Raw genomic sequence first — 14,087 nt, forward strand, 5'->3', positions numbered from 1 at the left:
AGAACGAAGGCGTTCAAAATTGAGGGGGTAGCTGTTCACCCAGAAATAATCATGATAATGTAGCTCACGCAGAAATAAGGGTACAAACATACACTTTTGTTGGTGGGCAGGAGACGAGCGACCACAAATGGACGAAGACGCGCTCGAGTATCACAAGACAGATCCACCGGGGAAGATCGAAATATCGACGACGAAACCGACGAACACGCAACGGGACCTCTCGCTGGCGTACTCTCCGGGCGTCGCCGCCCCGTGTCGCGAGATCGCCGCGGAACCGGATGATGCCTACCAGTACACGACAAAGGGAAACCTCGTGGGCGTAATCTCGAACGGGTCGGCCGTCCTCGGGCTGGGTGATATCGGCGCTCAGGCCTCGAAACCAGTCATGGAGGGAAAAGGCGTCCTGTTTAAACGATTCGCCGACATCGACGTCTTCGACATCGAACTCGATCTCGATGATCCGGACGCGTTCGTCGAGTCGGTTGCGGCGATGGAGTCGACCTTCGGCGGAATCAACCTCGAGGACATCGCGGCACCGGACTGTTTCGAAATCGAGGAGCGCCTCCGCGACCGACTATCGGTTCCCGTGTTTCACGACGATCAGCACGGCACCGCCATCATCTCCGGCGCTGCTCTCCTCAACGCCGCGGAGATTGTCGGCAAGGATCTCGCAGACCTCGAGGTTGCGTTCGCCGGTGCAGGTGCCGCCGCGGTCGCAACCGCGAAGTTCTACGTCTCGCTGGGCGTCCCCCGAAAAAATATCACTATGTGTGATATCGACGGTATTTTGACGACGGAACGGGCGGAATCCGGCGAGCTGAACGAGTACAACCGGCAGTTCGCACGGAACGTACCCGACGGCGATGTCGCGGACGCGATGGAGGATGCGGACGCGTTCGTCGGGCTCTCTGCCGGCGGTATCGTCAGCCAGGAGATGGTCCGATCGATGGCCGACGATCCGATCGTCTTCGCGATGGCAAATCCCGAGCCGGAGATCGGCTACGAGGAAGCCAAGGCGGCCCGCGACGATACCGTCATCATGGCGACCGGTCGGTCGGACTACCCCAATCAGGTCAACAACGTCCTCGGATTTCCCTTCATCTTCCGCGGTGCGCTCGATGTCCGTACCACTGAGATCAACGAGAAGATGAAGGTCGCGGCGGCCCACGCGCTGGCAGATCTAGCCAAGCAGGACGTCCCCGATTCGGTAGTCAAAGCCTACGGCGATCAGCCGCTACAGTTCGGCCCGGACTATATCATACCCAAACCTCTCGACACTCGCGTCCTCTTCGAGGTCGCACCCGCGGTCGCACGGGCGGCGATCGAGTCGGGCGCGGCTCGCATCGAACTCGACGTTGACGAGTACGTCGAACGCCTCGAGGCCCGCCTCGGTAAATCTCGTGAGATGATGCGCGTCGTGCTCAACAAGGCCAAGTCCGACCCCAAACGGATTGCGCTAACCGAGGGGACTGACGAGACGATCGTCCGTGCGGCAGCCCAAATCGAAGAGCGCGGAATCGCGAAGCCGGTCCTGATCGGCGACGAAGACGAGATTCATCGTACGGTCGTGAACCTCGGCCTCGAGTTCGAACCGGACATCGTCGACCCCGCTGGCGGGGAGTGTGAGGCGTACGCCGACCACCTCTACGAGCGACGACAGCGCGACGGTATCACCCAACGTGAGGCCGAATCACTGATTCGCGACGACACCAACTACTTCGGCAGCGTCATGGTTGATCGCGGCGACGTCGACGCGATGCTCACCGGATTGACGAACCACTATCCGTCGGCACTCCGCCCACCGCTACAAGTCGTCGGAACGGCCGACGACGCCGAGTACGCCGCCGGCGTCTACATGCTCACGTTCAAGAATCGCGTGATCTTCGTCGCTGACGCCACGGTCAACCAGGCTCCCGACGAAGACGTCCTCGAGGAGGTTACCCGCCACACCGCCGAATTGGCTCGTCGGTTCGACGTTGAACCGCGCGCCGCCTTGCTCTCGTACTCCGATTTCGGTAGCGTCGACAATGAAGGTACCCGCAAACCTAGCGAAGCGGCCCGCCGCCTACGTGAGGACTCCGACATCGACTTCCCCGTCGACGGTGAGATGCAAGCCGACACCGCCGTCCTCGAGGAGATGCTGACCGATACCTACGATTTCACCGAGTTAGAACGGCCCGCGAACGTGCTGATCTTCCCGAATCTCGAGGCGGGCAACATCGGCTACAAGCTACTCCAGCGCCTTGGTGGGGCTGACGCCATCGGCCCGATGCTAGTCGGGATGGATAAGCCAGTCCACGTGCTCCAGCGCGGCGACGAGGTCAAGGATATCGTCAACCTCGCGGCCGTTGCGACGGTCGACGCCCAAGATAGCCATTCATGAGCGGTTAAATCGATTCCTCGGTACGTTCCTGCTGGAATTGTCCTCCCAGTAAGTGAACACATGCTCGATCACCCGGAGAGCGTCCGGCAATAGGTCCTCGCTACACACTATGCGCGTCTGTTTGTCATAGGTGCTTACGAGATCGGGGGACGGCCTCGCCCTTTCTGAGTCTGTCAGGACGATAGCTGGTTCGCCGAGCGACACGGCCGGCTGGATAGGTGTGCACGTACCGGCTTGCCCCGCTCACCGCTTCCGCCCTCCGCGTCGCTCGCGACCGACCATTCCGGGCATGCGGGCGCTCTCCACACCGCCCGCGCCCGTTCCGGGCTAAAGTGTATGTGCCCTCGACGCCAGCGGGTATCCCCGTCGGTTGCGCCCCTTGCGGGCTTTCGCGTTCCAGCGCTTTGTGCCGCCTGCGCTGTCGCGCGCCACACCGCGGCGCGCGTTCTCGGCGACAGTCGCCCTGGACACGGACCCGCGTATCGGGCCGGACACGAACGGGCATATCCCGCTGGCCGCTCGCTCCGGGCGGGTCGGCGCGCGGTGCTGGTTGGGTGGCCTCCCTGAGGCGCGCTCTCGCTCGCGCCCCAGAGGGCGCTCGCGAAGGCGCGAGCGAGAGCGCCCAGATGGTTCTATCGGTCGTTGTCGTCGGAAAACCGCGATGTAGCAGCATCGCGGTGTCGGGCGCTGAGCGCCTTCAATGGTACCTTGGAGAGATACCAATGTCCAGTAACAACGCTAGCGGAAAGGTCGTTTCGGTCGATGAACAGGCATTCGAGAAAACGGGCGAGCAGGCGGTCGATGAAGATGGCTTCCCCGTCGTCGACGAGACGCCGGAGTTCGAGGCAGCGGTCGAGCAGGAGACACAAGCGAAGGTGGATGCGAACCACCCGGACGGGATCGCGGACACGAGCGACGAGCGGATTCACGGTGTCACCCTCAAACAGGAGGAGCGCATTCAGGCGCGGGAAGCCGAACTGGAGCGCATCAGTGCCCAGGCCGAGCTCGGAACCCAGGATGGTCGCGAGCAGCGCACGCGAGAGGTCGTCAGCAAGCTGTGTGGCCGTGACGAGCCGGCGCCGGAGGAGTGTACGGATCCCCGAGAGAAGCTGACGCAAGAGGAACTCGCGGAGGTCAACGAGCAGGCGATGCGGATCAGCGATGAGGTGAAGGGTAGCTGGTCGAGAGCGGTCGTCGCGAAGCAGCTGGCCGAGAAGGTGCAGCGCGGGCGGGACGTCACGAAGGCGGTTCTGGAGACGCTCGAGGAACTGAAGGCGGCGCCGGGGGCGATCGTGCCCATCGCGGACGTGCCGGACGTCCCGGTCGGTGAGGTGACGGTCGAAGGAACTGTGCAGACCCTCTGGAAGCCGTCCTCAACCAGCATCCAGCAAGTCGGACTGATAGCGGATGATAGCGGGAAAATCAAGTTCACCTGCTGGGAGAAATCCGATCAGACGGTGGTGCAGGAAGGCGAAACGGTCCGGTTCCGGGCGGCAGCCAAGAACTGGTACGAGGGCCGGTGCTCAATCGCGCTGACCGGGTGGTCGAGGATCGAGTTCCCGGAGCGCGGTCGGTGGTGGGAAGAGTAGCGAGCGGACTGGTCTCTTTCTTTTTCCGTGCCAGACCAGACCCAAGCCCCACCACCCCACCCTCCGGTCGGCCGGCAGCCACAATCGGAGTCATCGCTTTGGGAGTGGTGTACCCAGAAACAAGACCGCTGACGTGACGGAGTCTGTTTATTGGCCCCCTGGAGGGGCGGAGGGCACACCAGACACGTGCCCCGAGCACCAATGTCCGAGAAACGTACTCTCACGGCCCGCGAGCGGCTTCGCATTCACCTCCGCGAGGCCCGCCGCACTGAGGGAGGTGATGGATAGATGGTTGACGACTGGTACGAGAAGGTCTTCGAGAACAAGCACGACGAAATCAACGAGTTCCTGCGGCAGAAGGAGGCGATGGGCCGTAGTCCGCGAACACTTAATGCCTACAGTCGCACACTTAAGAAGTTCTATCACGAGCAATTTCCGGACCTGAAGCCTGCAAAAACGGAAGTTAGACACATCGAAGAATATCTGCATGAACTGAACGAACGGGATCTAAGTCAGAACACGAAACGTCGGTATCTCGAATCACTCTCATCGTTTTTTAGCTACGCGATGAAGCGACCACGGTTTGAGGAGATCAACAGCAATCCCGCTGGCGTCGTATTGGAGGAAATTCCGAAGCGGGTTCACGATAGACCTGATTGTGCGACGTGGGAGAATGCGAAGAAGATCGTCCACGAGATTGCCGATCCTCGTGATAAGTCAGTCGCGGTGCTTCTGGCTAAAACTGGGTGTCGATTGACTGCGGCTCTTGAAATTAAGCAAGACGATTTAATGCTGGAGGAAGGTTTCATTCCCCTGCGAAAGCGAAAGGGCGGAAAGCAGACAGTCGTACCAGTCGATAATGAGGTAATCAAGAGTATCCGCAGGCTTCACAAGATCACCCCAGATGAGTTAGATTATCTCTTCGTCAGTATGAGGGGTCATCGTCTGTCTCGTGAACGGATCCGAGTCGCTGTTCGGAAGGCTGCAATCTCAAGTGGCATTATGGAAAGAGGTGAGACTCAGTTTCACCGGAAGTTTACACCACATACATTTCGAACTGTTTTCACGACACTGATGCGGAAGCGGGGTATGGATGATAGAATCCTCAAATATATCCGAGGCGATTCCAGCGATCAGACGATGGATGTCTACACGAGGGTTGATCGGGGGGAGGTTCGGGAACAGTATCTAGACTGCATAGCGAAATTGGGGCTCTGAAAGCCTTCTCCCCTGTTACAAGCCGTGTCCTTGGTAAGGATGCGATCCCGAGTTCGAATATCGGTTTAACAACAACTGCATATCCCTACTTTTATGATTACTATCTCGGTATTTCCCAGAAATGACCGATCAACAGAAAGGTAACGTTCAGCATGTCTGCATATATCAGTGCCACCCTCAAGCTGATGACCCTTGGTACGATCTTTATGAGGAAATCGATGCTGATGAGTTAGATGATTACGAGAACACGAAGGATATTGTTCGGGGGTTTATGGGAACTTTAGAGCCAAAGCAGTATGGAGATCCGTCCATTAAGAGTTCTCGCAAGCATGATTTTGATACAGAGTCCACTCAATCAACTCTCAATACCCTCTCAACCTTCAATTTGGATGACGATACTAGCGAGGACAGCGCAGAAGAAGACGAAGCAGAAGAAGATAACGGCGACGAGGAAACAGAAGGCGATAGTGAGGATGAAGAAACCTTTTCAGATGTATCGGATCCACTGGTTGATGGGTATGTTGAAGCACCTAATAGTGTAGATTGCTTTTTGTTGTTTGTTGAATATAGGTGGGAGAGTGATCGGTACGAATCAGAAAACAGGTTGATGGTTGTACAACTTCCTCTGCGGGAGGACGTCTTTATTCCTGGAGAAGAGGGCGAAGGAGATGAAGACGCAGAAGAACTGTTCTCTCAACTCCAAGATGCTTTCGACGATAATTTGAAAAAATCAGTATTGTATCCTTATCAGGAGATACCAGAACTGGAAGACGATAGCTCGGAAGAGGGTACAGATGAGACAGATGAAACTTCTGAAGACGATAATTCAGATGAAGAGCGTCTGGGTGTTGCTTATCTGTATCAGGGTAATGGACAAGCACAATACTGGTACAAGTACCTTGGTCTACAAGAAGAGGAACATAAGGACGAAATTTTGGCAAATCAACGGATTGAGGTTATAAAACAGTTGCAAGATGACGATACTGATGTGGAGGATCTTGACGATCCATTTAAAGAAATTGACTCATTGGAAGATGTTGATCTTGATGATCTACCAGATGGTATCGATCAGTATTGGGAGAGTGGTGTAGTTGTAGAGATAGGGAATGTCAAGATCCAGGGTCTTACTGTAGGCGATGTTCTCGGACAGGATGCAATTGAGTTCTATGAGAGTGAGGAGACCGACGAGGTATTCACGGTTGTAAGAGGACAGGAACCATCGTTCCGGCCTGTGGGACAAGGAACTTATCACCAAACGGGCGATGAAGAAGATAATGATGAGGCTATTGACATCCCTATTTTCCCGGAACTATCTGAATACAAAGATTTGAGCCAACTGATCAATGATTGAAGAATTATCATTTTTAGAACGCATACAGGAAGCCTATTTAGAGGATGCAACATGGGCTCCGGAGACGGTGACGGTCAATAACCAGCCAGTTAGTGAGCTGTCTAGATCAGAATTTGAGTCGTTAGTAGAGCAGATTGATTCTCGTCCGAGATGGTTCAGAAATTTTCAACTTGCTATTCCGGCGTCTTCGCCATATGAAACCGAGACCCAGGTCCTTACCCTACAAAACGGAGTGAGTTTTGAGCAGGGTGGAGTCACTGAAATGCTATCTGAGAATGATGAGGATAGCGCAGATCGGGCGGGAAGAATTTCGAATCATTTCTCAGATGGTGAGCATCGGGAAGGAGTTGAGCTGATCTTTGAGGCCCTCGGTATATCAGACATAGACGAGCTTGAGCTGTCAATCACAGTTAATAAATCACATATCGTAGAAGATTTTTGTGGCGAAAATTCGGTGGGTATTAGCGATGCAGATGTACAAATGTGGACTAGTAAAGAGACGCTGGGGAAATGGATTGGGAGATCCAGCGTAGAACATATAATTGACAGACAATTCAATGATTCGACCACACCCTATCACTACTTTCTGGAAAATGAGGGAGTTGAAGAGAGCCGATTTCTGGGTTTTGTGTCGGCTCATTCCTTGGAGAACGGTAGAACGGATTTTCTCCCCGTGAGTTGCCAGGAGGATTATAGAAGAGAACAAGAGATACTATCTTCTGTTTTTGAGGGTACTAAGTTCAGCTCCCCGCCTGTTTCACCACTTGTATTTGATAATGCAGTAATCCGTGAAGTCTATCAAAGTGTCTTTATCTTTGCGGCTACTGCTTGTCTGGCCAGTGATTACAGCCTCAGCGGAGATTCATTTGAAGCGGAGACAAAGACCGACCGGCATCATACGAGAAGTGAGTTTGATTTTAATGAATCAAGTGATGTTTCGTTTGACGACCACCCGCTGAATGACTTGTATGGTCTGTTGGAGCAGGTGCTTCACGATGACGGACCGTCCTCCCTGAACCATTGGCACCAAGCTGTCGCCACCCATTGCTCATCTTTTACCGAGATATCGTTAAAGCGTCGTGAGATTGTTCACTACTGCGGATTCCTTCAAGAGGAAGCAGCTAAACAAGAATTAGAGCAACTACAAAACACGGTCGAAGAAGCATTCGAGTTAACGAGAACTGTCGCAAACTCGCTTTCAGAAGCCTCTCAGTCTCTTACATCGGATCTTCAGAAGGTCATCATCACACTTCTGGCCGCTATAGTAACGAATTTCGTTCTGATCCTACGCTATTCGGATCTTCATGTTCTTGCCCCATTCAGCGTATCAGCCATCGCAGCAGTTCTCATCTTTTACTTCCCGATCATCCAAAATGAGATCGATGAAACCCAGTCGGTAATGAAGAACCGTACTGGAGATTTCATAATTTACCTTTCAGAGATCCGTAGTCATGTGGGTTCACGAGTTTTCGACCTCGAGAAGATAGAGGACCAACATAAAGTTCATCTTAGTACCGCGTTCAATTCGCTTCAAAATGCGAGACAGACGACCAGTAGAATCTATCTACTATTAGTATTTATCTGGGTTATCATCATCTTTTATGGGTTTATCATAGTAGCTGATAGTACATTCGTTGGTCTACAAAATTGGCTCAGCGGCCTTGGCTTACAAACATCAACTGACCAGGGACAAGGAGTAATAAAAATAACAATACTGGTCTCAACAGTACCGGCAATCTGGCTCCTCTACAAACTAATAAGCTATCATCGTGCTTCTGAGGCCCAATTCCTATCATGTTCTATGAGCATAGGTGAATCATCCAACGATCCAGAAATCAACTTTCCACAGATAGAAGATGAATCAACCAGCATGGACGAGATCGATATTGACTTCTTTGAAAATGCCACCCCTCGTCATTATTTTGAATACTGTCCTCCTCTTCTGGCAGTACTTTTTATCAGTATTATCGTAATCGCTGGTGCCGCTATATATGTCAACTGACGATTGAACCATAGAGTATACTAGGATGATTACACGGAATTAATAATGATTAGAACAGAACAATAGTCATTCTTCTGGCTAAAGCTTTTGTCGACTGGTTAAGAATTGTGTAATAATGAGTGAAAGAGAGAAGCTCAAAGGATATGATCCAGACGAAGTTCTTCTGGACCGGATCGATAATCGAAGCAAGGAGTTCTCCAATCGTCTTCATGAAGTGTTCACGGGCGACCGCCTCGATCACAGGGCACCAATGGTCCGCATTCTTCTCGTGGACCGGTTTGAGGAACAGGTTCGGGAGTTCGTAAGGCAATATGACTTGTTGAAAGAACGGAACATCAACCGACGGTATGCTGAAGAATTTCTGGAGTCTGAGTATGATGTCCCGCGGGAAGACTTGGATACAGACGATCGCTCGGAGTTACTTCTCGTTATCTACGAACACGGGCTAGAAGACGAGCTTGAGAAGATTATGTTCCGCTCGGAGTTATTCGCCGTCAAGAACGAGGAATCATATTATCTTGATGAGAAGCTTGAAATCGACGATATCGATACCGGAGTTAGCGAGTTCATGGAACAGAGGAACATTGAGGAACAGCGGTTGGACCCGTTGCGGATTCTCGTTGACTCTGACGATGAGGCCGTATTCTTGCAAATCTATCGCGAGTACGGCCGGAAATATCGCCGAATCTTCGAGTACCGTGATGACGGCAAGGACACACCGCCAGCAAAACCGTCTATCACTGGGGAACAATACTACCCTCTGAAAAACATCGGCATCAGCATCGAACCAGGGCAGGAAGAAACAAAAATAACCTTTACCAAGGAGCCAGGTGCCAACGGATGGCGTCGGGAGATTAATGAACTGTTTGATTTCCTGTTCGGTATTGACGAACCGTTAGAACGATTTACTGAAGAACGATCCGAGGTAATCGAGACGATTCAACAAGGTGCAAAGGAAGCGGCGGAGAGCGAGGAGAATACCTCCGATGCTTTAAAAGAAGTGATATCCAAGACGAAAGAAGGCCGAAAGGAGGATCTAAAGGACGAAGAACTACCGAAAGACAAGGAAGAAGAGCTGATTACAAAATACGAATCGATAGAACTTGTAGGCTATGCGATTAGCGACGACCAGTCGACAAGCACTGACGAGTTTGTTATCATCGCGAACAACTTAGACAATTTGTTCGAGACAATCGACGGCATTGAGACCAGTTTCCAAGACTACTTGGAGAAAGCCGATGAGGAGAATATCGAACTTGTTCTGCAAATCGGCGGAGAACGGATTCGTCTGGAATCCGGTGATTGGTCGCCGTTGAGCGGACGAATATCAGAAGAGAATAAGGAAGCACTGGAACGGTTCTTCCAACCTAGCGATGAGGAGTGATATTGTCCAAGCCCTACAGAGATTCCTCGCAGAGGAACGTCCAGTTGAAGAGAATAAGGTTCCGGCAGAGTTAGATGGTGTCTATCGCGAGAAACTAGTGCAGCCACCCAGCACCTGTGTTGTCGATGGCTGTGACAACGAAGCCCGGGTATTGGAAGAAGATGGACAGTTCTTGGTACGGTGCTACGCGAACTCCGAGCATGTCGAATATGTTGATAAAGATGATCGACAGCGATATCGGCCTGACTTTGAGGCCGTATTGAATGATGTCGCCGCCAATCTAAGTCTTACCTCGGAGGACTATACTGGTGATGCCTTACCACGATATGCTTTGATTCGGACAGAGGAAAACATCGATATTGCGGTGTTATATGGACCGAATGACTACGAAAGGACTATCAAGGATGTGTTGCAGCGGACAATTGAGAAGGGCAAACCTTGTCTATTACTGACTCCGCGAGACGAGATAAGCGATATCGTTGAGCTACAATCGGTCTACGGCACAGGCTATCTCGCTTATGCTATGCCTTTCCAACAGGTGGCCAGCACTACACAGATTCAAGAGACTCTTCAAACGATAGTGGAACTGCATGCGCTCAACCAACAAGTGATTGCGGACCGGTTTGGCGAAGACCCGAACGATTTCACCGTTAAAGCTGACCGCAACCCTAGCTACATCTTGTCGGAACTGAGTCAACTTAAGATACTCCGTAGAAATGGAGAGATTCGCAGAGGAGATGGAAGCCGATTAGAAAAGATCAGCGAGGCCGCGTTCTCGCACCTATTCAGTGTAGAACCAGGGTTCGGTGGTGAGGATAGTACCGGGGAGATCGAACCGGATAATCTCTTCTACATTCAGGAGGAGGGAAGCCACGGCATGACAGAGTATGAGCCGATTCTAGGGGTTGTGGATACAAAGTCAGGAAAGGTGGCGAATTTCGGGCAAGAGAAGGTAGATGGAAAGCATGAGGAATACGTGAAGCGGGCGCGAAGGTACGCGTTCCAAAGCGCGGCGATCGCACATATTTTCGTTGTGGCAGATGTCAGTGGGCAGCAGGAGATCAAGTTCTATGATCGGATGCAACGCCACTATGGCGAAGATATGTATATGATAGTTTTGACGGTGGATGGGTTTTTGGCGATTATGGCTGCGTATCTTTCGGCAACTCTTTCGAACGAACTCTCATTAGATGCTGGGTCGTTTACGAGAGGTATATATCCGCTGTTCCACCGAGATACATTTAATTCGGCTGAGTATCAGTATCTGCGGGCGCATACAAGAAATGTCGGTCATTCGGACAAGGAGCAGTCTGAGTATGAACAGGCCTACGATGAGCGGCCTGGTCTGCTTGTGGTTACACGAGATGTCGTCATGGCCCATTTAGAACAGAGGATCGGAGGAACAGGAGAGATTGAGAGACTTCTGGAAGCCTACTTGGATTAGAAGGTGTTAAATTATGATTCTGTTAGGAGCGAGGAAAATTTTGGAGGTTGATGTGGACCGTAGTGTAGAAGGTGTCGGTGATTTTTGCCGGCGAACTCTCTAAGCATGATGGTGTATCGAAGAAGACTGAATACGAAAATACGATCGCTCACTGCCACAGTAGTCGGCTTGAGGATTCAGCGGCCAGTGAACTCGTTCCATAATGGTTCGAAGTCAAATTCCACAAACATCGATTCCCGCAGATCTCGATCCAACTCTGACATTAACTTAGCAAACTCATCTCGCGTGTAGTGTGTCGGCTTCTGAATATTCGCAGAATTGTTCTCAGTCATCCTGCTGAACCGAAGAGCATCTCCCCCTTTCAGCCGGAGCTCCGGGTAATGCCCGTTCCTATCCTTAATTTCAGCAACCACAGCCTGATGGCTTCCCTGGAAATCTTCCTGGCCCTCTGATGGCCCGTATCCTCCGTTCTTTGCCCACTCGATTAGAGGATCTAGCGAAGGTTCGATATCGCCTTCATCGTTCTCGACTCCGATGAATGTCTCTCGCCGGATATGTCTCTCAACTTGGCTGAAGAGATGTCGGAAGTCATCTGCGGAGAGCCATGCTGAGTAATACAGTACGAAGTCGTCATTTGCTGAATCTCGATACCAGGAAAGGAAGCGGAAAGCGTACGGTTCCCCTTCAAGATCTGGCTCATACCGGATAAGGATCTGATTCACCTGCTTATTGTTGTCGTCACTATCCGTGATTGTTGACTCCGCAATTACACCCTCCATCTCCTCGTTCAACAGAAACTCGGCGTACTGGTCCACAAGGAAATCGTTCATACCCTCTTCGACCTCCAGATCCGCAAAACTGCTGTAGACGTCCGCCCATTCAGCTGTAGCAATCTCTAAGGCCTCGAACTGCTGTTTATACCTGTTCAATTGTTCGGAGCTAAGAGTTTCCGAACCGGTCTTTGCTTCGATGATAATTGAGAAAACTTGGTCGCCTTTTGGAGTGATAGCACTTATTTGGCCATCGGCCCGGCCATCTTTTTCCTCACTTTCGACCTCCTCAATCTGAGTACGGTAGTTGGAGAGACCGAGGATGTAAGCTTCATCGTAATCTGGGTTGTCGCTCGGGTAGACCTCGATATCGTATACGTATCCCATGATTTCCTCGTCTGTTGCTGTCCAAAACTTGGGGAGAAGGTCTGTAAGTACAGACTCAGTGATAGAGTCATCTGTTCGTTCGAGAACGGTGACTAGATGTTTGACTACGTTTTGTTCGTACTGGGCATCGCTCTCATACCTGGGCTGGAAGAAAATATTCCGAGTACGTGAGTCCATGAAGGTTCCTGTCTCAAGGATGGAACAACGGTTTTTCGATGAGATCCTCTTTATATGAGGAGGGTATTGTCTACCCTTGAGGTCCTACAGTCAGTTCGGTGGTCCCTTGGCGAACATAGGACTCGTCCTTTGGCCCAAATACTTTCTAACCCCTCCAGAATGCAGTAGAAATCGAAGGCAATAAACTCTCAAGTTCCTTTAGCGGTTTTGATTCCCTCTCAGAAGTTATTTGATGACGCTGCCACCGATCTAACGGCAGCAGCGGGCCAATCGGCACTCATAGGTCTCGTCACTCCGTTGTAGAGGAGTATAGAACAGCGAATCAAGCACTTTAGTCTGAGTCACAATCCAGCTGAACCGAATTCCGTACCCGATAGCGTCTATTTTCCCCCAATAGGTGAGGGGCTCGCTGTAATAGCGAGTTCCCGAAACACGGTGAGAACGATGGCAACTAGAGACATCTACGAGAGCGGATTCGACGAAGACATCCGAACGGAATCGAGTGCGAACCAGTGTCCCGAGTGCGACGGTCGGGTCACCACGAACGCGGTCGAAACGGTCTGCGAAGACTGTGGCCTGGTCATCGACGAGCAGCGTATCGATCATGGGCCGGAGCGGCGAGCGTACGACGACGAGGAGCGCAGGCGAACGGGTGCCCCACTCACTGCGGCCCGTCACGATCGCGGCCTGTCGACAGAGATCGGTCGCGGTACCGACGCGAAGGGGAACGAAATCTCTGGACAGAAGCGACGGCGACTCGCGCGGATGCGTCGTGAGCAGACCCGGGGTCGCTGGCGGTCGAAAGCAGAACGGAATCTCGCCCACGGGCTGGGCGAAGTGCGCCGGTTGGCGAGTGCGCTCGAGCTCTCCGATTCGGTCCGCGACCAGGCGTGTCAGCTCTTCCGGAGCGCCCAGAACGAGGATCTGCTTCGTGGCAGATCCATCGAGGCCATCGCCGCAGCCAGCGTCTACGGAGCCTGCCGGTGCAACGGCCTCTCGCGGTTAGTGGACGACGTCAGCGAGATGGCCCGCGTCGCGGAGTCACGGGTCACGAACGCGTACAAAACGCTGAACGAAGAGCTGGGGCTCCCCACTGAGCCCGTCTCCCCCAGCATGTTCGTGCCGCGACTCGCCTCGGACCTCGAGTGTCCGGACGAAATCCGACAGCGGGCCCGAACGCTCGCGGAACAGGCCGAGGAGCGCGGCGTCACGACGGGCGTCCATCCGGCCGGGTTCGCCGCAGCCTGCCTCTACAAGGCCGGTCGCGAAGAGGGCCGATGGCTGACGCAATCCGAGGCCGCGGACGTGGCGAACGCCTCGAAGGCGACTGTCCGGGCACACCGGGATACGTTGGAGGAACAGGTCGCCTGACGCAGTCCACT

At 52.8% G+C, this 14,087-nt stretch carries 9 protein-coding genes; 8 read left to right on the forward strand and 1 reads right to left on the reverse strand.

Annotation, left to right across the window (positions count from 1 at the left end):
• The first annotated feature begins 127 nt into the window (after positions 1-127).
• The 7 genes from LDB05_RS23100 to LDB05_RS23130 all read left to right on the forward strand — a co-directional run bounded on the left by LDB05_RS23100 (position 128) and on the right by LDB05_RS23130 (position 11,371).
• Complete coding sequence (locus tag LDB05_RS23100) at positions 128-2,383, forward strand: NADP-dependent malic enzyme (protein ID WP_226008326.1); 2,256 nt, start codon at positions 128-130, stop codon at positions 2,381-2,383.
• Positions 2,384-3,105: 722 nt separating this feature from the next.
• The gene (locus LDB05_RS23105; RefSeq protein ID WP_226008327.1) at positions 3,106-3,972 is read left to right on the forward strand and encodes a DNA-binding protein; all 867 of its coding nucleotides are present in this window, start codon (positions 3,106-3,108) and stop codon (positions 3,970-3,972) included.
• A gap of 288 nt (positions 3,973-4,260) precedes the next feature.
• Entirely contained in the window at positions 4,261-5,190 is a 930-nt protein-coding gene (locus LDB05_RS23110; RefSeq protein WP_226008328.1) for a tyrosine-type recombinase/integrase, read from the forward strand.
• A 121-nt stretch (positions 5,191-5,311) separates the two neighbouring features.
• Entirely contained in the window at positions 5,312-6,541 is a 1,230-nt protein-coding gene (locus LDB05_RS23115) for a hypothetical protein (protein ID WP_226008329.1), read from the forward strand.
• Positions 6,534-8,543, forward strand: a complete 2,010-nt coding sequence (locus LDB05_RS23120; protein ID WP_226008330.1) for a hypothetical protein — start codon at positions 6,534-6,536, stop codon at positions 8,541-8,543. The genes LDB05_RS23115 and LDB05_RS23120 overlap by 8 nt, the downstream gene beginning before the upstream one ends.
• 115 nt (positions 8,544-8,658) lie before the next feature.
• Entirely contained in the window at positions 8,659-9,927 is a 1,269-nt protein-coding gene (locus tag LDB05_RS23125; protein WP_226008331.1) for a hypothetical protein, read from the forward strand.
• The gene (locus LDB05_RS23130) at positions 9,917-11,371 is read left to right on the forward strand and encodes a hypothetical protein (RefSeq protein ID WP_226008332.1); all 1,455 of its coding nucleotides are present in this window, start codon (positions 9,917-9,919) and stop codon (positions 11,369-11,371) included. Before LDB05_RS23125 ends, LDB05_RS23130 begins: the two co-directional genes overlap by 11 nt.
• Positions 11,372-11,547: 176 nt before the next feature.
• Here LDB05_RS23130 and LDB05_RS23135 read toward each other — a convergent pair whose 3' ends face one another.
• The gene (locus LDB05_RS23135; protein ID WP_226008333.1) at positions 11,548-12,705 is read right to left on the reverse strand and encodes a hypothetical protein; all 1,158 of its coding nucleotides are present in this window, start codon (positions 12,703-12,705) and stop codon (positions 11,548-11,550) included.
• A 444-nt stretch (positions 12,706-13,149) separates the two neighbouring features.
• Between LDB05_RS23135 and LDB05_RS23140 the strand changes: the two genes are divergently transcribed.
• Positions 13,150-14,076 (forward strand): transcription initiation factor IIB, encoded by a 927-nt coding sequence (locus LDB05_RS23140; protein ID WP_226008334.1) that lies wholly within the window; start codon positions 13,150-13,152, stop codon positions 14,074-14,076.
• The last annotated feature ends 11 nt before the right edge of the window (positions 14,077-14,087 follow it).

It is taken from the genome of Natrinema salinisoli (genome assembly GCF_020405205.1).
Lineage (GTDB): Archaea > Halobacteriota > Halobacteria > Halobacteriales > Natrialbaceae > Natrinema > Natrinema salinisoli.